The sequence below is a fragment of the Kitasatospora sp. NPDC043950 genome, from assembly GCF_056435345.1.
This window is the reverse complement of the sequence record NZ_JBWKER010000004.1, coordinates 130,950-151,717: the sequence shown is the minus strand read 5'-3', so window position 1 is coordinate 151,717 and position 20,768 is coordinate 130,950. Positions and strand designations below refer to the sequence as shown.

Here is a 20,768-nt window from a genome sequence, read left to right as displayed (position 1 = left end):
GCTCCGTTCGTTTTGTTGTTTTTTTTTTTTTTTTTTTTTTTTTTTTCTTTTTGTGGGCGCCCCACCCCCCCCCCCCCCCCCCCCCCCCCCCCCCCCCCCCGCCCCAGGGGGCGTCAGCGGTTGACGGCCTCAAGGGAACGGAGGGCGTTGTGGGCCTCGGCCACCACGCGCTCGGCGGTCAGGCCGAACTCCTCGAAGAGCACCTTGTAGTCGGCGGAGGCGCCGAAGTGCTCCAGCGAGACGATCCGGCCGTGGTCGCCGACCAGCTCGCGCCAGCCCTGGCCGATGCCGGCCTCGACCGACACCCGGGCCTTGACCGACGGCGGCAGCACGCTGTCACGGTAGGCCTGGTCCTGCTCCTGGAACCACTCGAAGGACGGCACCGAGACCACCCGGGTGGCGATGCCCTCGGCCTCCAGCACCTCGCGGGCCTTGACGGCCAGCTGGACCTCGGAGCCGGTGCCCAGCAGGATCACCTGCGGGTCGCCGCTGGAGGCCTCGGCCAGGATGTAGCCGCCCTTCGCGGTGCCCTCGGCGGAGCCGAAGACCTCGCGGTCGAAGGTCGGGACGTTCTGGCGGGTGAGCGCCAGGCCGACCGGGCCGGGGTGGGTGGTCTGGCGCTCGATGACGGTGCGCCAGGCGACGGCCGTCTCGTTGGCGTCGGCCGGGCGGACCATGGCCAGGCCCGGGATGGCGCGCAGCGAGGCCATGTGCTCGACCGGCTGGTGGGTCGGGCCGTCCTCGCCGAGGCCGATCGAGTCGTGCGTCCAGACGTAGGTGACCGGCAGCTTCATCAGCGCGGCCAGGCGAACGGCCGGGCGCATGTAGTCGGCGAAGACCAGGAAGGTGCCGCCGTACACGCGGGTCTTGCCGTGCAGGGCGATGCCGTTCATGGTCGAGCCCATGGCGTGCTCGCGGATGCCGAAGTGGATCGTCCGGCCGTACGGGCTGGCGCTCTTCAGCGGGTTGCCCTCGGGGAGGAACGAGCTGTCCTCGTCGATGGTGGTGAGGTTGGACTCGGCGAGGTCGGCCGAGCCGCCCCACAGCTCCGGGATGACCGCGCCGATCGCCTTGAGGGTCTCGCCGGAGGCCTTGCGGGTGGCGACGTCCTTGCCGGCGGGGAAGACCGGGATGGTCTTCTTCCAGCCCTCGGGAAGCTCGCCGGCCTGGATGCGGTCGAACTCGGCGGCGCGCTGCGGGTCGGCGGCGCGCCAGGCCTCCAGGGACTGCTCCCACTCGGCGTGGGCGGCCTTGCCGCGCTTGATGACCTCGCGGGCGTGCTCGATCACCTTGTCGGAGACCTCGAAGGTCTTCTCCGGGTCGAAGCCCAGGACCTTCTTGGTGGCGGCGATCTCGGCGGCGCCGAGCGCGGAGCCGTGCGCCTTGGCGGTGTTCTGGGCGTCCGGGGCCGGCCAGGCGATGATCGTGCGCATCGCGATGATCGACGGACGGGTGGTCTCGGCCTTGGCCGCGGCCAGCGCGTCGGCCAGGACGGCCACGTCGATGTCGCCGTTGGCCTTCGGGGCGACCCGCTGGACGTGCCAGCCGTACGCCTCGTAGCGCTTGAGGACGTCCTCGGAGAAGGCGGTCTCGGTGTCGCCCTCGATCGAGATGTGGTTGTCGTCGTACAGGGCGACCAGGTTGCCCAGCTTCTGGTGACCGGCCAGCGAGGAGGCCTCGGCGGAGATGCCCTCCTCCAGGTCGCCGTCGGAGACGATGGCCCAGATGGTGTGGTCGAAGGGGGACTCGCCGGCGGCGGCGTCCGGGTCGAACAGGCCGCGCTCGTAGCGGGCGGCCATTGCCATGCCCACCGCGTTGGCGATGCCCTGGCCGAGCGGGCCGGTGGTGGTCTCCACGCCCGCGGTGTGGCCGTGCTCCGGGTGGCCCGGGGTGCGGCTGCCCGCGACGCGGAAGGCCTTGAGGTCGTCCAGCTCCAGGCCGTAGCCCGACAGGTACAGCTGGGTGTAGAGGGTCAGGCTCGTGTGCCCGGGGGACAGCACGAACCGGTCGCGGCCTACCCACGACGGGTCGGTCGGGTCGTGGCGCAGGAAACGCTGGAAGATCAGGTACGCCGCGGGGGCCAGCGACATGGCCGTCCCGGGGTGTCCGTTGCCGACCTTCTGGACGGCGTCCATGGCCAGGACCCGCGCTGTGTCAACCGTGCGCTCATCCAGTTCGGACCACTCGAATGCGTTCGTCGGCGTCGTGCTCACCCTGTCTCAGGGCTCCTTCCGTTGTGAAGAGTGACCCCGTGAAAGGGGACCGGGTCGGCCACGGCGCTGTGGTCTCGACGCTGGGTGGTGCCGGTCACGGAGGGTAGATCCCGCTTCTGCGTGCGAGCCTACCGTCCGGTCCGGGGCTCACCCTCCGTGCTGGGACAACCAGGAAATCCGGATGGTGATTCCCACCAGGGCGGTCTGCCTGATTTTGTCCCAGGCTCTCCTGTTTTACGGCACCCTGCCGCTCCGGTGGTCAGGACGGGTTGCGGCGGCGCGCCGGAACGGCTCCGTGGCTTCACCCGGTCGGTTCACCCGGGGGTGTGCCATCGGCCTCGCCGGGGGACCCCGGAGCCGGATGGGATATATGGAGCGTCTAAGGTGGCGTGGTACGCGCAGAGCGGACGATTTGGGACCCTTCGTTCCTGTGGACGCCTGCGAGGATTCATCTTCAGTTGGGGTGTTAGTGACCGCCGTCGAAACCCGTCCCGCCGGGGTCACCGGGGCGACTCCTGCGCACCGGCCCATCGGGGCCCGTGTCGGCGCCTTCGTCGCACTGACCAAGCCACGGATCATCGAACTGCTGCTGATGAGCACGGTGCCGGTGATGTTCCTCGCCCAGCAGGGCGTCCCGAACATGCTGCTGGTGCTGAAGGTCGTGGTCGGCGGCTACCTCTCGGCGGGCGGCGCCAACGCCCTCAACATGTACATCGACCGCGACATCGACGCGGTGATGTCCCGCACCGAGCGCCGGCCGATCGTCACCGGGATGGTGTCGCCGCGCGAGGCGCTGGTGTTCGGCATCGCCCTCGCGATCGTCTCGACCCTGCTGCTGGGCTTCGGCGTCAACTGGCTCTCCTCCGGACTGGCGCTCGGCGCGCTGCTGTTCTACGTGTTCGTCTACACGCTGGGGCTCAAGCGGCGCACCTCGCAGAACATCGTCTGGGGCGGCATCGCCGGCTGCATGCCGGTGCTGATCGGCTGGTCCTCCGTCACCAACTCGCTGTCCTGGGCGGCGGTCGCGCTGTTCCTGGTGGTGTTCTTCTGGACGCCGCCGCACACCTGGGTGCTCTCGATGAAGGTGCGCGAGGACTACGAGCGGGCCGGCGTGCCGATGCTGCCGGTGGTCAAGGGCAACGTCGCGGTCGGCAAGCAGGTCGTCGCCTACTCCTGGGTGATGGTGGCGACCTCGCTGGCGGTGTGGCCGCTGGGGCACATGAGCTGGCTGTACCCCGTCGCGGCGGTGCTGCTCGGCGGGTTCTGGCTGCGCGAGGCGCACGCGCTGTACGGCCGGGCCAAGGCCGGCGTGGTGGGCGCGAAGCTGAAGGAGATGCGGCTGTTCCACTGGTCGATCACCTACCTGTCGCTGCTGTTCGTGGTGTGCGCGATCGACCCGTTCGTGAAGTAGGGCCCGTCCGACGTCGAAGAGCCCCGGTCCGGTGGACCGGGGCTCTTCGCGTTCTCACCGGGCCGGCAGCTCGGACGGGCCGACGTGGTCGTCCAGCCAGTCCCGGAGCGGCTGGGAGGCGCGCAGGAAGGCGGTGATCCGGGTGTGGGCGCCACGGGTGCCGAGCCACTTCGCGGGCGCCCACTCCTGCCAGGCGACCAGGCCCTTGTGGCGCAGCAGCTCGATCCTCGGGTGGTCCTTGGGGAAACCGCGCGGAGCGGTCTTGAGGGAGTCCCGGCCGTGCACCTGGGGGCCGTCCTGCTCCACTGCGGCGATCACCCGCTCCAGTTCGGCGCCGCTGACGTCCTCGGCGACGGCGGCGCGGTAGCGGTCCAGTTGGTCGGGGGCGAGCTGGTACATCCCGTTGCCGCAGGCCAGGCCGTCGGCGGAGAGCTGGACGTAGCCGCCGGTCTCCAGGTGGGCGCCGATGTGCGTCTTGTACGGAGACTTGTCGGCGCTGAACCGGACGTCGCGGTTGGGACGGAAGATCTTCCCAAGCCCGAACTCCGGCTCCAGCTCGGCGAGCAGCAGCTCCATCGGGGTCCGTACGTCGTTGTCGTACTGCTCCTTGTGGGCCTGCCAGAAGGTCTTGGAATTGTCGGCTTCGAGGTGCTCGTAGAAGTCGAGCGCCGCGGCCGGCCAGCCGGAGAAGGTCACGCCTCCAGTATGTGGCCCGGTGCACAGGGCGCTCCCGTCGCCAGCTCGACTACCGGTGGGTAGCATGCGGGCATGAGCAGCGCAGAGACCGCCACCGCCACCGCGCCGGACGCCCGTACCGAGCGCCGCGCCAAGCGCATCGCCAAGCACCTCAGCAGCTTCGCCCGCCAGCACGGGGGCGGCGCCGACGCGGTCGTCGAGTACGTCGGCGCCGTGGCCACCCGGATCGTCGTGGTGGGCGCGGACGGCGCCTGGGGCGACCAGGTGGCCCCGAGCTACGCCGTCGGTCGCCGGGCCGCCGAACTGGCCGGGCTGACCCTGCACGACGACTTCGAGGGCGAGCTGGCCCTCAAGGTGAAGACCGGCCCGTACGAGTGGAAGCGCATGGCCGGCATCCAGCTCGGCGGCTGATCACTTCGGCGCCCACGGCGACGGCCCGGCTCCCTCAGGCGGGGGAGCCGGGCCGTCGCCGTGGGCTCAACGGGGCAGCTCCTCGCGGTCGAGCACCCGGACGAGTCGGGCCGGTTGGTCCAGCCAGCCGGTGCCGGTGCCGATCTCCAGGACGTTCATTCCGGGTCGGACGTCGAGGTCGCGGAGCATGCGGACGACGATCGAGGGGCGGAAGCGGAGGAGGAGCGCCAAACGTCGGCTGGGTCGGGCGGATCGGCCGATGCCTGGCCGTCATTGACCTGGGTGACGACGGGGGCGTCGGTGTAGGCCGCCTCGAACCAGCGCTGGTGGTCGGTCGAGAGGCCGCAGGGCTCGTAGCCGCTGGTCGTCCTGTTGATACGGCGATGGCGCGAGACTGCGTCGAGGAACTTCGATCGCTCGGGGTTTCGGCCCGGAAACAGAGGACGGTGTGACGGTGGTGGTTCGGCTGTTGGACGGCGAGCAGGCGGTCGAGCTGGAGGGCCAGTTGAAGGAGGTGTTCTCGGAGGCGTTCGCGGAAGCCCCCTACGGCGAGGGGCCGACCGACGTGGAGCGGGCGTTTCGCCGGTTCCGCTCGCAGGCGCGTCGGCGGGGGTTCCAGGCGGCCATCGCCTTCGACGGCGACACCGTTGTGGGCATGGCGTACGGCTACCCGCTGTCGGCGGACACCGGATGGTGGGACACCCTGATCGATCCCGTGCCCGAGAACCCCAGGCATGAGGACGGAAAGCGCACGTTCGGTCTCTTCGAGTTGGCGGTTCGGCCCCGGTGGCGGCGCCAGGGCGTCGCCACTCGCATGCATCGCGTCCTCATCGAGGGCATCGACAACGCCCGGGTGATGCTGAACACCCGACCAGAGGCGGTTGCGGCCCGGGCGTCCTACCGAGTGTGGGGCTACCGGCGTGTCGGGTCGGCGATCCCGTGGGACGGCGCGGCTCGGCACGACGTGATGCTCCTCGATCTGATCCACCCGGTGGTGCGAGCGTGACGCCACTCCACTCGGTGTCCGTCGCGGGGGTGGTGGTGCGGGAGGACGGGCGGGTGCTGGCGATTCGGCGGGCTGACAACGGGGCTTGGGAGCCGCCGGGGGGCGTGCTGGAGCTGGGCGAGGGCATCGAGGACGGCGTGTACCGGGAGGTCTACGAGGAGACCGGGATCCACGCCGGCGTGGAGCGGCTGACCGGTGTCTACAAGAACCTGCGTCGAGGGGTTGTCGCGCTGGTCTTCCGGTGTCGGCCTGAGGGCGGACAAGTACGGCCCTCGGATGAGTCGGTCGAGGTCGACTGGCTCACGGCGGACGAGGTCTCCGTGCGCATGGCGGAGGTCTATGCCGTGCGGGTGTTGGACGCGCTTCGGGGGGACACGTCGCCGAGTATCCGGAGCCACGACGGGCGGCGGCTGTTGTGACACGTCGAAGGCCCCCATCCGAGGATGGGGGCCTTCGACGAGGCTCAGACGGTGGCAGCCTGTGGGGTCTGGGTGGGCAGGGGCGCGGCGGGGGCCTCGACCTCGCGTACGCGCAGGGCGAGGGGGATGCGGAGGGCGGCGATCCAGGTGAGGGTGGCGCCGAGCATGTGGAGGCCGACCATCAGCTCGGGGGCGTCGGTGAAGTACTGGATGAAGCCCAGTACGCCCTGGAGGAGCAGGACCGCCAGCAGTTCCTTGGCGCGGGCCTTCGCCGCCGGCGGGGCCTTGACGGCGGCGAAGACGAAGAGCACCGCGATGGCCAGGCCGACCGACACGAACGCGAGGTCGGCGTGGAACTGGGCCAGCCTGTCGTAGTCGATCGGGATCCGGGGGACGATCTTGTTGTCCTTCGGCGTGCCCGGGTGGTGGCCGGCGCCGGTGACCAGGGTGCCGGCCGCGACCAGCAGGCCGACGACCAGGACCAGCACGTAGGAGAGCTGGTGGATCGGGCGGGCCACGGCGAGCTTGGGGACGCCGTCGCCCTCCTTCGACCGCTCCCACATCAGCAGCGCGACCCACACCAGCGCCATCGCGGCGATCATGTGCAGCGCGACGGTGTACGGGTTGAGGCCGGTCAGCACGGTGATGCCGCCGAGCACCGCGTTGCTCATCACCAGCCAGAACTGCGCCCAGCCGAGCCTGGTCATGCTGTGCCGCCAGGGGCGGTGGCAGCGGGCGGCCAGGATGGCCCAGCCGACGGCGGCGCTCAGCACGTAGGTGAGCATCCGGTTGGTGAACTCGACGACGCCGTGGAAGCCCATCTCGGCGGTCGGGGTCAGGCTGTCGGCGGTGCAGCGGGGCCACGTCGTACAGCCGAGGCCGGAGGCGGTGAGGCGGACGGCGCCGCCGGTGACGACGATCACCACGCTCATCACCAGCGCGGCGAACGCGGCGCGCCGGACCATCACGGCGGACGGCTGCCAGCGGTCGGCGAGCAGGGAGAAGGGATTAGGCACGGGGTCAATCGTAGGCGGCCTTACAGCCGATCTTGGGGCGGGGCGCGGGTGCCGCGCGGGCGCCGCCCGCACCGGGCCGGACGGGGCGCAAACCGGACTCTTCGGTCAAGGCGGTCATTGGTCTTGACCAATCACCTGCGAGGCCGAAAGAGTGCGGATTGGTCCATACCTTTTTCGGACCTCTCCCACTCCTCCCGCACAAGCGGAGACCTGCACATGCGCATACCCACGTCCGCCGCCGCGCTCGCAGTCGGCGGCTCGCTCGCACTGGCCGGCCTGATCGCCCCCGCCGCCGCCCACGCCGCCGACCCCGGCCAGGAGTGCCGCAGCCTCGGGGTCGCCAACCTCTACGGCGAGTTCATCGAGGGCGACGACACCCACACCCCCGACGCCGAGGGCGCCGTCGCGGTGGGCGGCAACGCCGACTTCACCGGCGGCTTCTCGGTCGGCCAGGAGCTGACCCCCGCCGAGGTCGACGCCCTGCCCGGCAAGAACGCGCTGGTGGTCGCCGGCCGCATCACCGGCCGCAACACCCAGGTGATGAAGGGCAGCGGCGTCTACGGTTCCAAGGCCGACGGCGCCGTCGTCCAGGCCCACCAGGGCGCCATCGCCCAGGGCGCCTCCCCGATCGACTTCAAGGCCGAGTTCGCCAAGCTGCGCGCCGCCTCCACCGCGCTGGCCGCCGCGCCGCAGACCGCCGGCGCCACCGTCCAGGCCGACGGGGCCAAGCTCACGTTCACCGGCGGCGACGCGAAGTACAACAGCTTCACCGTCGACGCCGCGAAGCTCCAGGGCGCCAAGGACGTCTTCCTCAAGGTGCCGGCCGGGTCCGTCACCGTGGTCACCGTGACCGGCGGCTCGTACGACATGGCGGCCGCCGGGACCACGGGCTTCCACCTGTGGGACGAGGCCAAGGCGTCCTTCGTCCTGGACGACAAGCTGCAGAGCGCGGCCGGCGGGGCGATCCGCGCCAAGCTGCTGTGGAACTTCCCCACCGCGACCAAGGTGGTCAAGAACAGCAAGGCCGCCTGGGCCGGCACCGTGCTGGCGCCGAACGCCGCCTTCGACCTCGGCAGCGGCGGCCCGGTCAACGGTTCGGTCATCGCGGCCTCGCTGACCGGCAAGGGCGGGGCGGAGACGCACCACTACCCGTTCGCCGGCTGCCTGCCCGGCGTCGTCGTCCCGACGCCGTCCACCACGCCCACCGTGCCGCCGGTGGTGCCGAGCGGGACGCCGTCGGCCTCCACCACGCCCGGGACGCCCGGGACTCCCGGCACCTCGGCCACGCCCGGGACCTCGGCGAGCCCCTCGGACACGCCCTCCGCCCCGGTGAGCGGCAAGCCGAGCGCGGGTGCCTCGGCCAGCCCGTCGGCCACCGCCTCGGCGGGTGTGCCGGCCGCCTCGGCCTCGGCCTCGGCGAGCCCGTCCGCCCAGGCGAACGCGGGCGGCAACCTCGCGCACACCGGCTCCGGGCCCGTCGTGCCGCTGGCGATCGGCGGCGCGGTGGTGCTCGCGGCCGGTGGCGCGATCGTGGTCGTCACCCGGCGTCGGGCGGCGAAGAAGGCCTGATCATTTCGCCGGTCGACCGGTGTTGCGCCCTTGGTGATTGAACCTGATCACCGAGGGCGCACGTATTTCAGTCAGGTGACGAAGTTCATTCAAGTTTGCCGAATCCGCGTTCCGCGAGGTGGCAGCTGTGATGGGCTGGTCATACACATCAGACGACGGACCAACAGACGAAATTCGGTCGTACGGCGGGGTGTGGAGAGGTGCGGGAGTGCCGGTAGAGTCCCCCGGACAGTCGTAGCGGGCCACCGCGAAACCTTCAACACGCCTGCTGCGCAAGACCGTTCTGAGGGGAACAGCGTAAATGGCGCGACAGCAGCGGCACATGCGGATCGGCGCGGCGGCACTCGCCGGGACGGCGGCGGCCGGAATTCTCCTGCCTCTGGCGCTGGCAACCAACGCCTCGGCGCACGTGCCGAGTTGGTCGGTGACCTGCGACAAGATCGTGATCGATCTGATCAACTACAGCCCGAAGCCCGACGTGAAGAACACCGTCAGCCTCACCATCGACGGCGAGAAGGTCCTGGACGCCAAGGCCTTCCCCGCGGAGTTCCACGGCACCTTCCCGGTGAAGGACCACACGGCCCCCGTCAAGGCGAACCTCGTGGTGAACACGACGGAGACGCCCAACGAAAAGGGCTGGAACATCAACGAGACCAAGACGATCGAGCCGTGCCACACGCCGACTCCGACGCCGACTCCCACCCCCACGCCCACCAAGACCTCGACCCCGACTCCCACCCCGACCCCGTCGCAGACCACGACTCCGACGCCGACTCCCACGCCCACCAAGACCCCGACCCCGTCGGCCTCGCCCACCGCGAGCAAGACCGCGACCGCGACGCCGACCCCGACCCCGGTCCCGACGCCCACCACCAGTGGCCCGGCGCTCGCCCAGACCGGTAGCAACGACGCCACCCCGATGATCGCGGCGGCCGGCGGCGGCGTGCTGCTGGTCGGTGGCGCGCTCGTCCTGCTGGCCCGCAAGCGTCGCGGCAGCCAGAGCTGACGTTCCGTCGGTGACGTGAGACCGCCCCCCGGCCGAAGCGGCCGGGGGGCGGTTCCCGTGCGGTGCGGCCTCACGTGCGGTGCGGCCTCGTGTACGTAGCGGTTCACGTGCGGGGCCGGGGGCTACTCCCAGCGGAAGAAGCGGGCCGCGGCGGCCAGGCCGAGGACGGCCCAGCCGGCCAGGATGCCGAGGTCGGACCAGGGCACCCCGGCGCCGTGCTGGAGGACCGACCGCAGGCCGTCCGAGAGCGCGGAGATCGGCAGCAGCTCCAGCACCGACTGCACGGCCGAGGGGAACCTGCTCAGCGGCACGATCACCCCGCCGGCCAGCAGCAGCAGGATGAACACCAGGTTGGCGGCGGCCAGCGTGGCCTCCGCCTTGAGCGTGCCGGCCATCAGCAGGCCCAGGCCGGAGAAGGCCGCGGTGCCGAGCACCAGCAGCGCGACGACCGACAGGGGGTTGCCGTGCGGGGACCAGCCGAGCGCCAGCGCGATCGCCGACAGCAGCGCGACCTGCAGCGCCTCGGTGACCAGGACGCAGCCGGTCTTGGCGGTCAGCAGTGCCCAGCGCGGGAGCGGGCTGGCGCCGAGCCGCTTCAGCACGCCGTAGCGGCGCTCGAAGCCGGTGGCGATGGCCTGCCCGGTGAAGGCGGTGGACATCACGGCCAGCGCGAGCAGGCCGGGGGCCAGGAAGTCGACCCGCTTGCCGGGCCCGTCCACCGCGACGATGTCCACGGCCGAGAACAGCACCAGCAGCACGGTCGGGATGACCACGGTGAGCAGCAGCTGTTCGCCGTTGCGCAGCAGCATCCTGGTCTCGAAGGCGGTCTGGGCGAGCAGCATCCGGCCGACCGGGGCCGCGCCGGGCTTGGGGGAGTAGTCGGTGGTCGTACTCACGAGCGCAGGTCCCGTCCGGTCAGGTCGAGGAAGACGTCTTCGAGGCTGCGGCGCTGGACGGACAGCCGTTCGGGCAGGACGCCGGAGGCCGCGCACCAGCCGGTGACGGTGGCCACCAGCTGCGGGTCGACGGGCGCCTCGACGCGGTAGCCGCCGGGGGTGGTCTCGGTGGCGGTGGCGCCCTCGGGCAGTTCCTTGAGCAGCGGGCCGAGGTCGAGCCCGGGCGGGCCGTCGAAGCGCAGGGCGTTCTCGGCGCCGCCGCGGCACAGCTCCTCGGGGCTTCCGGTGGCGATCACCCGGCCGCGGTCGATGACGGCGACCTGGTCGGCGAGCTGTTCGGCCTCGTCCATGTGGTGGGTGGTGACGACCACGGTGACGCCGTCCCGGCGCAGGTCGCGGACCAGTTCCCAGGTGGCGCGCCGGGCCTGCGGGTCGAGTCCGGCGGTGGGCTCGTCCAGGAAGACCAGCTCGGGGCGGCCGACGACGGCCATGGCCAGGGCGAGCCGCTGCTGCTGGCCGCCGGACAGGCGCCGGTAGGCGGTGCGGCCGCAGGAGCCGAGGCCGAGCCGTTCGACCAGCGCGTCGACGTCCAGCGGGTGGGCGTGCAGTGCGGCGGTGTGACGCAGCATCTCGACGGCGCGCGCGCCCGCGTACACGCCGCCCGACTGCAGCATGACGCCGATCCGGGGGCGCAGCGCGGCGTTCTGGGCGACCGGGTCGAGGCCGAGGACGCGGACGGTGCCGGCGTCGGGGCGGCGGTAGCCCTCGCAGGTCTCGATGGTGGTGGTCTTGCCGGCGCCGTTGGGGCCGAGGACGGCGGTGATCGCGCCGCGTGCGATGGTGAGGTCGAGGCCGTCCACCGCGGGCTTGTCGCCGTAGTGCTTGACCAGCCCGGCGATCTTCACCGCGGGTTCGGAGTGCATACCGGCGAGTGTAAGAGGCCCCGACGCCGGGCCCGGACGGCGCCCTCGATGATCGTTTTTGCAGGTCAGGTAAGGCTTACCTGCGTGACAGATGACACGAGTGAGGCCTGCATCACGGCTTGTCCTGTCGGAAGTAATTACGCAACACTGGTGTTGTGAAAAACATGCGCGAGCACGCCACGCCCCAGGAGGCCGAGTCGGCCCCCGGGTGCGACGTGCCCGTGACGGCGGCCGAGGTGCTGCTGGAGGGCCACCGGGCCACCCGGGACCGGGTCGCCCGGTCGATCCTCGACCACGGCCCCTCCTCCGCCGCCGACCTGGCGACCCGGCTCGGCCTCACCGCCGCCGCCGTCCGCCGCCACCTGGACGGACTAGCCGCCGCCGGCCTGGTCGAGTCCCGCGAGCAGCGGGTCTACGGCAGCCGTGGCCGGGGCCGCCCGGCCAAGGTCTTCGCCCTCACCGACGGCGGCCGGGACGCCTTCTACCAGGCGTACGACCAGCTCGCCGCCGACGCGCTGCGCTGGATCTCCGACTCGGTCGGCGGCGGGAAGGCGGGCGAGGAGGCGGTCGCCGCCTTCGCCCGGGCCCGGTTCGGCAAGCAGGGCGAGAGGTACCTGGAGCTCCTGCGGCTGGCCGAGGCGGGGGAGCGCACCGAGGCGCTCGCCCAGGCGCTGAGCGCGGACGGGTACGCTGCCACGGTGCGGCGGGTCCCGCCGGCCGTGGCGAAGGCCCCGGCAGGCGCCCAGCTCTGCCAGCACCACTGCCCGGTCGCGCACATCGCCGAGCAGTTCCCGCAGCTCTGCGAGGCGGAGACCGAGGTCTTCTCCCAGCTGCTGGGCACCCATGTGCAACGGCTGGCCACCATCGCCCACGGCGACGGGGTCTGCACCACCTATGTGCCGGCACCCGGTGCCGCATCGTCGCCTGCCCGGCGTTCCGCGGGCCGCGGCTCCGATGCAGTGCCGACTGCCGGTACGTCCACCGAAGATTCAGCGTCCGCGCGTTAGGAAGCTCGCATGACTGACACCGTTTCGCACCCCGAGCTCGAGGGCCTGGGCACCTACGAGTACGGCTGGGCCGACCCGGACACCGCCGGTGCCGCGGCCAAGCGCGGGCTCAGCGAGGAGGTCGTCCGCGACATCTCCGCGAAGAAGAACGAGTCCGAGTGGATGCTGAACCTGCGTCTCAAGGGCCTGAAGCTGTTCGGCAAGAAGCCCATGCCGACCTGGGGCTCCGACCTCTCCGGCATCGACTTCGACAACATCAAGTACTTCGTCCGCTCCACCGAGAAGCAGGCCGAGTCCTGGGAGGACCTGCCCGCGGACATCAAGGCCACCTACGACAGGCTGGGCATCCCGGAGGCCGAGAAGCAGCGCCTGGTCGCCGGTGTCGCCGCCCAGTACGAGTCCGAGGTCGTCTACCACCAGATCCGCGAGGACCTGGAGGAGCAGGGCGTCCTCTTCCTGGACACCGACACCGCGCTGCGCGAGCACCCGGAGATCTTCAAGGAGTACTTCGGCACCGTCATCCCGGCCGGCGACAACAAGTTCGCCGCGCTGAACACGGCGGTGTGGTCCGGCGGCTCGTTCATCTACGTGCCCAAGGGCGTCCACGTCGACATCCCGCTCCAGGCCTACTTCCGGATCAACACCGAGAACATGGGCCAGTTCGAGCGGACGCTGATCATCGTCGACGAGGACGCGTACGTCCACTACGTCGAGGGCTGCACCGCGCCGATCTACTCCTCCGACTCGCTGCACTCCGCGGTCGTGGAGATCATCGTCAAGAAGGGCGGCCGCTGCCGCTACACGACCATCCAGAACTGGTCGAACAACGTCTACAACCTGGTCACCAAGCGCGCCGTGGCGTACGAGGGCGCGACCATGGAGTGGGTCGACGGCAACATCGGCTCCAAGGTCACCATGAAGTACCCGGCCGTCTACCTGATGGGTGAGCACGCCAAGGGCGAGACCCTGTCGATCGCCTTCGCGGGCGAGGGCCAGCACCAGGACGCCGGCGCCAAGATGGTGCACATGGCGCCGAACACCTCCTCCAACATCGTCTCCAAGTCGGTGGCGCGCGGCGGCGGCCGGACCTCCTACCGCGGTCTGATCGAGATCGGCGAGGGCTCCAAGGGCGCCAAGTCCAACGTGCTGTGCGACGCGCTGCTGGTGGACACCATCTCCCGCTCGGACACCTACCCGTACGTGGACGTCCGCGAGGACGACGTGTCCATGGGCCACGAGGCGACGGTCTCCAAGGTCAGCGAGGACCAGCTGTTCTACCTGATGAGCCGGGGCATGACCGAGTTCGAGGCGATGGCGATGATCGTCCGCGGCTTCGTCGAGCCGATCGCGCGCGAGCTGCCGATGGAGTACGCGCTGGAGCTCAACCGGCTGATCGAGCTGCAGATGGAGGGTGCGGTCGGCTGACGTCCAGCCGCTGACCGCCCACCGACTTTTCGAGCTTTTCGAGGAAGAGAGCACTACGACAGCCATGGCTGACGTCAACACCACCACCGGCTCCACCACCGCCGGGTCGATCGAGGTCGGCACCGCCGGCGCCGGCGCCCAGCTCGCCGGCCCCGGCACCGGCCGCGCCACCGTCCAGCAGCCGATCGACGCCCGGGTCGCCGTCAAGCCCTCGTTCGAGGTCGGCGACTTCCCGGTGCCCACCGGCCGCGAGGAGGACTGGCGGTTCACCCCGATGCACCGCCTGGGCGGCCTGCACGACGGCACCGCCGCCGAGGCGGCCAAGGGCGAGGACAAGGTCGAGCTGAGCCTGCCGGACGGCGTCACCGCCGAGACCGTCGGCCGCGACGACGCCCGTCTGGGCAAGGCCGGCAAGCCCGTCGACCGGGTCGCCGCGCAGGCGTTCAGCGCCTTCGAGCAGGCGCTCGTGGTCACCGTCCCCCAGGACGCGGTGCTCACCGGGCCGGTCAAGATCGACGTGCACGGCGAGGGCGGCACCCGCTTCGCCCACGTGGTGGTCGACGTCAAGCCGTTCGCCGAGGCCGTCGTGGTGATCAACCACACCGGTACCGGCACCCGGGCCGCCAACGTCGAGCTGCTCGTCGGCGACGGTGCCAAGCTCACCTTCGTCTCCGTCCAGGACTGGGACCGCAGCGCCGTCCACGTCGCCCAGCAGACCGCGCTGGTCGGCCGGGACGCCTCGCTGAAGTCCGTGGTCGTCACCTTCGGCGGCGACGTCGTCCGGATCCACCCGCGGGTCAACTACGCCGCGCCCGGCGGCGAGGCCGAGCTGTTCGGCCTCTACTTCGCCGACGCCGGCCAGCACCTGGAGCACCGTCTGGTCATCGACCACGACACCCCGCACTGCCGCTCCAACGTGGTCTACAAGGGCGCGCTGCAGGGCCAGGACGCCCACGTCGTCTGGGTCGGCGACGTGCTGATCCGCGCCGCCGCCGAGGGCACCGACACCTACGAGCTCAACCGCAACCTGGTGCTCACCGACGGCGCCCGGGTCGACTCGATCCCCAACCTGGAGATCGAGACCGGCGAGATCGTCGGCGCCGGCCACGCCTCCGCGACCGGCCGCTTCGACGACGAGCAGCTGTTCTACCTGCGGTCCCGCGGCATCCCGGCCGACGAGGCCCGCCGCCTGGTGGTCCGCGGCTTCTTCGCCGAACTCGTCCAGCAGATCGGCGTCGCCGAGATCCAGGACCAGCTGATGGAGAAGATCGAGGCCGAGCTGGAAGCGGCGGTCTGATCCAGATGACCTTCCTCCGTGCCTGCGCGCTGAGCGACCTCCAGGAGGACGTGCCCAAGCGCGTGGACCTCAACGGCGTGCCGGTCTCCGTCGTCCGCACCGACGAGGGGGTGTTCGCGATCAACGACACCTGCTCGCACGCGAACGTCTCGCTCTCCGAGGGCGAGGTCGAGGACTGCATGATCGAGTGCTGGCTGCACGGCTCCAGCTTCGACCTGCGCACCGGCAAGCCCTCCGGCCTGCCCGCCACCAAGCCGGTCGCTGTCTACCCCGTAAAGATCGAAGGGGACGATGTGCTCGTCTCCGTCAACCAGGAGTCCTGAGTACCCATGGCAACGCTTGAAATCCGCGACCTGCACGTCTCCGTCGAGGCCGAGAACGGCCCGCGCGAGATCCTCAAGGGCGTCGACCTGACCGTGAAGCAGGGCGAGACCCACGCGATCATGGGTCCGAACGGCTCCGGCAAGTCCACCCTGGCCTACTCGCTCGCCGGCCACCCCAAGTACACCGTCACCGGCGGCTCGGTGCTGCTGGACGGCGAGGACGTCCTGGAGATGTCCGTCGACGAGCGCGCCAAGGCCGGCGTCTTCCTGGCCATGCAGTACCCGGTCGAGGTCCCGGGCGTCTCGGTGAGCAACTTCCTGCGCACCGCCGCCACCGCCGTCCGCGGCGAGGCCCCCAAGCTGCGTCTGTGGGTGAAGGAGGTCAAGGAGGCGATGGCCGCCCTCCAGATGGACCCGGCCTTCGCCGAGCGCAACGTCAACGAGGGATTCTCCGGCGGCGAGAAGAAGCGCCACGAGATCCTCCAGCTGGAGCTCCTCAAGCCGAAGATCGCGATCCTCGACGAGACCGACTCCGGCCTGGACGTCGACGCGCTGCGGATCGTCTCCGAGGGCATCAACCGGGTCCGCTCGACCGGCGAGGTCGGCACCCTGCTGGTGACCCACTACACCCGCATCCTGCGGTACATCAAGCCCGACTACGTCCACGTCTTCGCGGGCGGCCGCATCGTCGAGTCCGGCGGTGCCGAGCTGGCCGACAAGCTGGAGAACGAGGGCTACGAGGCGTATGTGAAGGGGGGCGCGTCCGAGTGACGCATCCGTTCACGGGTCTGCTCGACACCGACGCGATCCGCAAGGACTTTCCGATCCTGCAGCGTGTGCTGCACGAGGAGAAGCCGCTCGTCTACCTGGACAACGCGGCCACCTCGCAGAAGCCGCGCCAGGTGCTGGAAGCCCTGACCGCCTACTACGAGCGGCACAACGCCAACGTCCACCGCGGCGTGCACGTGCTCGCCGAAGAGGCCACGGCGCTCTACGAGGGCGCGCGGGACAAGGTCGCGGCCTTCGTCAACGCGCCCAGCCGCAACGAGGTGATCTTTACCAAGAACGCCTCCGAGTCGCTCAACCTCGTTGCCAACATGCTCGGTTGGGCCGACGAGCCGTACCGGGTGGACGCCGACTCCGAGATCGTCATCACGGAGATGGAGCACCACTCCAACATCGTTCCCTGGCAGCTGCTGTCGCAGCGCACCGGCGCGAAGCTGAAGTGGTTCGGGCTCACCGACGAGGGCCGGCTCGACCTGTCCGACATCGACGAGCTGATCACCGAGAAGACCAAGGTGGTCTCCTTCACCCTGGTCTCCAACCTGCTCGGCACCGTCAACCCGGTCGAGACGATCGTCCGCAAGGCCCAGTCGGTCGGCGCGCTGGTCGTCATCGACGCCTCGCAGGCCGCCCCGCACATGGTGCTGGACGTCCAGGCGCTGGAAGCCGACTTCGTCGCCTTCACCGGTCACAAGATGCTCGCCCCGACCGGCATCGGCGTGCTCTGGGGCCGCCAGGAGCTGCTGGAGGACCTCCCGCCGTTCCTCGGCGGCGGCGAGATGATCGAGACCGTCACCATGGGCTCGTCCACCTACGCCCCGGCGCCGCACAAGTTCGAGGCCGGCACCCCGCCGATCGCCCAGGCGGTCGGGCTCGGCGCGGCCATCGACTACCTGTCGGACATCGGCATGGAGAAGATCGCCGCGCACGAGCACGCGATCACCGCGTACGCGGTCGAGCGCCTGCTGGAGGTCCCGGACCTGCGGATCATCGGCCCGCGCACGGCCGTCGACCGCGGCGCCGCGATCTCCTTCACCCTCGGCGACATCCACCCGCACGACGTGGGCCAGGTGCTGGACGAGCAGGGCATCGCCGTGCGCGTCGGCCACCACTGCGCGCGGCCGGTCTGCCTGCGGTACGGAATTCCGGCGACCACGCGGGCGTCGTTCTACCTGTACTCGACGCCGGGCGAGGTCGACGCGCTGATCGACGGCCTGCACCACGTCCGGAACTTCTTCGGCTGACGGGACAGGGCAGGACATGAAGCTCGACTCGATGTACCAGGACATCATCCTGGACCACTACCGCAACCCCCACGGCAAGGGGCTGCGGGACGGCGACGCCGAGGTGCACCACGTCAACCCGACCTGCGGTGACGAGATCACCCTGCGGGTGCGGCTCGACGGCTCGACGGTCGCCGACGTCTCGTACGAGTCCCAGGGCTGCTCGATCAGCCAGGCCAGCGCCTCGGTGCTGAACGACCTGGTCGTGGGCAAGACCGTCGGCGAGGCGCAGACCGTCCAGGAGGCCTTCCTGGAGCTGATGCAGAGCAAGGGCCAGGGCGAGGGCGACGAGGAGGTGCTGGAGGACGCGGTCGCGTTCGCCGGCGTCTCCAAGTACCCCGCCCGGGTCAAGTGCGCCCTGCTCAGCTGGATGGCCTGGAAGGACGCCACCGCCCAGGCGCTCGCCCAGCACCCCGCCGTGAACGACTGACCCGCAGAGGAGGACAGACCATGAGTGACGAAACCCCCTCCGCTGCGGAGGACCAGCCGAACGGCGTCGTCATCGTCGGCACCACCGCCGGCACCGTGTCCGTGGAGGACCTGACCGAGGCCCTGATGGACGTCGTCGACCCCGAACTGGGCATCGACGTCGTCAACCTGGGCCTGATCTACGGCATCCACATCGACGAGTCCGACGTGGCCACCATCGACATGACGCTCACCTCGGCGGCCTGCCCGCTGACCGACGTCATCGAGGACCAGGCCAAGACCGCCACCGACGGCCTGGTCCAGGACCTGCGCATCAACTGGGTCTGGATGCCGCCGTGGGGCCCCGACAAGATCACCGACGACGGCCGCGACCAGCTCCGCGCCCTCGGCTTCAACGTCTGACGGACGGCTTTTCCGTCAACCCGCTGCCGCGCAAACCTCTCCTTCGGGGGAAAGGTTTGTGCGGCAGTGGTATATCTGCCAGCGGGCGGCCAGGCTGGAGCCGCGACCTCGGAGGGAGCGAAGTCATGTCGGTAGTTGCGTTCGCGCAGTTGCTTCTGCCTGACTCGCCGTACGCCATGTGGGTCCGGGGAGAACTCGGCGAGTATCTCCGGCTCCCGGATGACGGCACACGGGTTGAGGTGATCGGAGGGGAGATCGTTGTGTCACCAGCCCCGGTGTACCTCCATGAGGGGATCCTCACGGACATTCAGGAGTCGGTGCTGGCAGGCAAAATCGCTGACGCGAAGTTCCAATGGCGCGCCGTCCGGACGGTCAACCTGGACCTGGTCGAGATCGAGGGCGGTTACATCCCGGACATGGTGATCGTGAGCAGGGACGTCGATGCAGAGAAGCGGGCCAAGGATGTGTTGTACGTCCACCCGGTCGATCTTGAGCTGGTGGTGGAGGTGACCTCCGCGTCCAACGCGCGCCATGACCGGCGCCCCATGTTCGGTCGACAGGTGAAGCCCACCAAATGGAGTGGTTACGCACGCACCGGGATCCCGTACTACCTGTTGGTCGACCGTGACCCGCGGCAGCCCGGCGTCACCTTGTTCGGCGAGCCGGACCGCGGCGAGGGGACCTACCAGGTGCTGGGTCAGTGGAAGTTCGGCGAGCCAGTTCGGTTGCCCAAGCCCTTTGATCTTGAGATCAACACCGGTGACTGGGCCCCTTGGGCTGAGTAGCCCTGTACGAACGCCGCCCGGGACTTCGGTCCCGGGCGGCGGCGTTTTTGGCTGCGGTAGGTCAGGACTGCCTGGGTTTGCGGGCCACGGCGAGGGCCAGGGCCGCGCAGAGGAGGGCGGCGACGGCGGCGAAGCCGCTGACGGCGGGGAGGAGGCCGTAGTGCTGGACCAGGGCGCCGACGATCACGATGGGGAGGGAACTGCCGAGGTAGACGATGACCCAGAGGGCGGAGAGCTCGGAACCGCGGCGCTCCGGGTCCATCGCGGCGGCCGCGCTGGTGAACAGGGAGCGGAAGGCGATGCCCTGGCAGGCGCCGCCGAGGATGCTGCCGATGAAGAGCAGGGCGGGCGTGCCGGTGTACTGGGCGGCGACGACCAGGGCCAGGCCGGCGGCCAGGCCGGTCATGCCGAGGGCGATCACCAGACGGTCGGAGGTCGGCGGGACGACCAACTGGGCCAGCGCGGAGGAGCCGAGCAGCAGGGCGGCCACGATCGCGCCGGTCAGGTGCGAGGAGGTGTGCAGCAGCTTGGCGGAGAAGGCCGGGGCGAGCGCCAGGTAGACGCCGAACACCGCGTACGAGATGAAGCCGGCCGAGGCGGCGAGCAGGAACTCGCGGCGGCCGGCGACCGGCAGGGCGAGTCGGCGCGGGCGCAGGTGGGCCGGGGTGGTGATGCGGGGCGGGGTGGTCGGCGGGCGGTTGCGGCCGGGCATCCGCGGGTGGACGAGGGCCAGCGGCACGCAGAGCGCCAGCAGGGCGATGGCGTGCAGCAGGAAGGGCGTCAGCAGCGGGTCCGCGCCGTCGGCGAGCAGGGCGCCGACCACCGGGCCGAGCGCGACGCCGCCGGCGGAACAGGCCAGGGTGAGCTTGGCGGCGAGCGTCGGGTGGTCGGGCAGCAGGTCGCCGAGGGCGGCCCCGGCGGCGCCGGTGGAGAGGCCGACGGCGATGCCCTGGACGGCCCGGCCGGCCGCGAGCTGCCAGAAGCTGCCCGAGGTGGCGAACACGACGTCGCCGGCGGCGGCCAGGGCGACGGCGGGCAGGATCAGGGCGCGGCGGCCGAGGTGGTCGGACCAGTGGCCGACCACGGCGAGTACGGGGACCAGCGCGAACACGTAGATCGTGAAGAGGATCGTGGTGTCGAGCGGGCCGAGGCCGAGGCGCTGCTGGAGGAGCGGGTAGATCGGCGTCGCCAGGTTGGCACCGATCAGCATCAGCAGCAGGGCGGCGGCGACGAGGCCGACGCGGACACCGCGCAGCGCGTTCCAGCGGCTGACCGCGGCGAGCTGGAGCTGGGCGCGGGGCGCGAGCTCCAGGGGAAGCAGGGCCTCCGAGAGTCGGCGTCCGTCGAGCTGCGCGGTGCGCAGGCCGGAGCCGGCGGGGGAGAGGTCCGCCATGTAAGGGATCTCCTGTGGCAGGGCACCACCGGGTCGGCGGGGTGTGCCGGCGCGCCCGTCCTGAGGCGCTGTGGT

At 70.7% G+C, this 20,768-nt stretch carries 22 protein-coding genes; 15 read left to right on the top strand and 7 right to left on the bottom strand.

Annotation, left to right across the window (positions count from 1 at the left end):
- Positions 1 to 113: 113 nt before the first annotated feature.
- A complete protein-coding gene (gene tkt, locus AC07BF_RS04270) occupies positions 114 to 2,213 on the bottom strand; it encodes a transketolase (RefSeq protein WP_400986521.1) in 2,100 nt (699 codons plus the stop codon).
- 463 nt (positions 2,214 to 2,676) lie between these two features.
- Here tkt and AC07BF_RS04265 point away from each other — a divergent pair, with 463 nt between their 5' ends.
- Positions 2,677 to 3,624, top strand: coding sequence for a heme o synthase (locus AC07BF_RS04265; RefSeq protein ID WP_363580445.1), 948 nt, complete (start codon positions 2,677 to 2,679; stop codon positions 3,622 to 3,624).
- A 54-nt stretch (positions 3,625 to 3,678) separates the two neighbouring features.
- On the opposite strand, the gene AC07BF_RS04260 is transcribed toward AC07BF_RS04265, so the two are convergent.
- Complete coding sequence (locus tag AC07BF_RS04260) at positions 3,679 to 4,320, bottom strand: DUF2461 domain-containing protein (RefSeq protein ID WP_363580447.1); 642 nt, start codon at positions 4,318 to 4,320, stop codon at positions 3,679 to 3,681.
- A gap of 72 nt (positions 4,321 to 4,392) precedes the next feature.
- On the opposite strand from AC07BF_RS04260, the gene AC07BF_RS04255 reads away from it, so the two are divergent.
- On the top strand, positions 4,393 to 4,731 hold the full coding sequence (locus tag AC07BF_RS04255; protein WP_350880471.1) for a hypothetical protein: 339 nt from the start codon (positions 4,393 to 4,395) through the stop codon (positions 4,729 to 4,731).
- Between the two features lie 66 nt (positions 4,732 to 4,797).
- Here AC07BF_RS04255 and AC07BF_RS04250 read toward each other — a convergent pair whose 3' ends face one another.
- Positions 4,798 to 4,962 (bottom strand): hypothetical protein, encoded by a 165-nt coding sequence (locus AC07BF_RS04250; RefSeq protein WP_478332911.1) that lies wholly within the window; start codon positions 4,960 to 4,962, stop codon positions 4,798 to 4,800.
- 217 nt (positions 4,963 to 5,179) lie between these two features.
- Between AC07BF_RS04250 and AC07BF_RS04245 the strand changes: the two genes are divergently transcribed.
- Together AC07BF_RS04245 and AC07BF_RS04240 are read left to right on the top strand one after the other, a co-directional pair.
- On the top strand, positions 5,180 to 5,737 hold the full coding sequence (locus AC07BF_RS04245) for a GNAT family N-acetyltransferase (protein WP_478332910.1): 558 nt from the start codon (positions 5,180 to 5,182) through the stop codon (positions 5,735 to 5,737).
- Positions 5,738 to 5,751: 14 nt separating this feature from the next.
- On the top strand, positions 5,752 to 6,156 hold the full coding sequence (locus AC07BF_RS04240) for an NUDIX hydrolase (protein WP_478332930.1): 405 nt from the start codon (positions 5,752 to 5,754) through the stop codon (positions 6,154 to 6,156).
- A gap of 44 nt (positions 6,157 to 6,200) precedes the next feature.
- On the opposite strand, the gene AC07BF_RS04235 is transcribed toward AC07BF_RS04240, so the two are convergent.
- Positions 6,201 to 7,121: a COX15/CtaA family protein gene (locus AC07BF_RS04235; protein WP_363580674.1), complete on the bottom strand. Its 921-nt coding sequence runs from the start codon at positions 7,119 to 7,121 to the stop codon at positions 6,201 to 6,203.
- 267 nt (positions 7,122 to 7,388) lie between these two features.
- Here AC07BF_RS04235 and AC07BF_RS04230 point away from each other — a divergent pair, with 267 nt between their 5' ends.
- Both AC07BF_RS04230 and AC07BF_RS04225 read left to right on the top strand, forming a co-directional pair.
- Complete coding sequence (locus AC07BF_RS04230) at positions 7,389 to 8,741, top strand: choice-of-anchor A family protein (protein ID WP_478332909.1); 1,353 nt, start codon at positions 7,389 to 7,391, stop codon at positions 8,739 to 8,741.
- 301 nt (positions 8,742 to 9,042) lie between these two features.
- Positions 9,043 to 9,747 carry an LAETG motif-containing sortase-dependent surface protein gene (locus tag AC07BF_RS04225; RefSeq protein WP_363580455.1) on the top strand — a complete coding sequence of 235 codons (705 nt, stop codon included), beginning with the start codon at positions 9,043 to 9,045 and terminating at the stop codon, positions 9,745 to 9,747.
- Between the two features lie 122 nt (positions 9,748 to 9,869).
- On the opposite strand, the gene AC07BF_RS04220 is transcribed toward AC07BF_RS04225, so the two are convergent.
- The gene (locus AC07BF_RS04220) at positions 9,870 to 10,589 is read right to left on the bottom strand and encodes an ABC transporter permease (protein WP_363580676.1); all 720 of its coding nucleotides are present in this window, start codon (positions 10,587 to 10,589) and stop codon (positions 9,870 to 9,872) included.
- Between the two features lie 50 nt (positions 10,590 to 10,639).
- Complete coding sequence (locus tag AC07BF_RS04215; protein WP_363580457.1) at positions 10,640 to 11,566, bottom strand: ABC transporter ATP-binding protein; 927 nt, start codon at positions 11,564 to 11,566, stop codon at positions 10,640 to 10,642.
- Between the two features lie 164 nt (positions 11,567 to 11,730).
- On the opposite strand from AC07BF_RS04215, the gene AC07BF_RS04210 reads away from it, so the two are divergent.
- The 9 genes from AC07BF_RS04210 to AC07BF_RS04170 all read left to right on the top strand — a co-directional run bounded on the left by AC07BF_RS04210 (position 11,731) and on the right by AC07BF_RS04170 (position 19,300).
- The gene (locus AC07BF_RS04210; RefSeq protein ID WP_350880459.1) at positions 11,731 to 12,573 is read left to right on the top strand and encodes a helix-turn-helix transcriptional regulator; all 843 of its coding nucleotides are present in this window, start codon (positions 11,731 to 11,733) and stop codon (positions 12,571 to 12,573) included.
- 9 nt (positions 12,574 to 12,582) lie between these two features.
- Positions 12,583 to 13,998, top strand: a complete 1,416-nt coding sequence (gene sufB / locus AC07BF_RS04205; protein ID WP_063349524.1) for a Fe-S cluster assembly protein SufB — start codon at positions 12,583 to 12,585, stop codon at positions 13,996 to 13,998.
- Positions 13,999 to 14,062: 64 nt separating this feature from the next.
- Entirely contained in the window at positions 14,063 to 15,295 is a 1,233-nt protein-coding gene (sufD, locus tag AC07BF_RS04200; RefSeq protein ID WP_363580460.1) for a Fe-S cluster assembly protein SufD, read from the top strand.
- A gap of 5 nt (positions 15,296 to 15,300) precedes the next feature.
- Positions 15,301 to 15,618: a bifunctional 3-phenylpropionate/cinnamic acid dioxygenase ferredoxin subunit gene (locus AC07BF_RS04195; RefSeq protein WP_063349526.1), complete on the top strand. Its 318-nt coding sequence runs from the start codon at positions 15,301 to 15,303 to the stop codon at positions 15,616 to 15,618.
- A 6-nt stretch (positions 15,619 to 15,624) separates the two neighbouring features.
- Positions 15,625 to 16,389 carry a Fe-S cluster assembly ATPase SufC gene (gene sufC / locus AC07BF_RS04190; RefSeq protein ID WP_030290237.1) on the top strand — a complete coding sequence of 255 codons (765 nt, stop codon included), beginning with the start codon at positions 15,625 to 15,627 and terminating at the stop codon, positions 16,387 to 16,389.
- Positions 16,386 to 17,645, top strand: a complete 1,260-nt coding sequence (locus tag AC07BF_RS04185; protein ID WP_350880453.1) for a cysteine desulfurase — start codon at positions 16,386 to 16,388, stop codon at positions 17,643 to 17,645. Before sufC ends, AC07BF_RS04185 begins: the two co-directional genes overlap by 4 nt.
- A 16-nt stretch (positions 17,646 to 17,661) precedes the next feature.
- Positions 17,662 to 18,114 carry a Fe-S cluster assembly sulfur transfer protein SufU gene (gene sufU, locus AC07BF_RS04180; RefSeq protein ID WP_063349529.1) on the top strand — a complete coding sequence of 151 codons (453 nt, stop codon included), beginning with the start codon at positions 17,662 to 17,664 and terminating at the stop codon, positions 18,112 to 18,114.
- A 20-nt stretch (positions 18,115 to 18,134) separates the two neighbouring features.
- Entirely contained in the window at positions 18,135 to 18,515 is a 381-nt protein-coding gene (locus AC07BF_RS04175) for a metal-sulfur cluster assembly factor (protein WP_350880450.1), read from the top strand.
- 125 nt (positions 18,516 to 18,640) lie between these two features.
- Positions 18,641 to 19,300, top strand: coding sequence for a Uma2 family endonuclease (locus AC07BF_RS04170; protein WP_400986517.1), 660 nt, complete (start codon positions 18,641 to 18,643; stop codon positions 19,298 to 19,300).
- 61 nt (positions 19,301 to 19,361) lie between these two features.
- Here AC07BF_RS04170 and AC07BF_RS04165 read toward each other — a convergent pair whose 3' ends face one another.
- Positions 19,362 to 20,693: an MFS transporter gene (locus AC07BF_RS04165; RefSeq protein WP_478332908.1), complete on the bottom strand. Its 1,332-nt coding sequence runs from the start codon at positions 20,691 to 20,693 to the stop codon at positions 19,362 to 19,364.
- Positions 20,694 to 20,768: the final 75 nt, after the last annotated feature.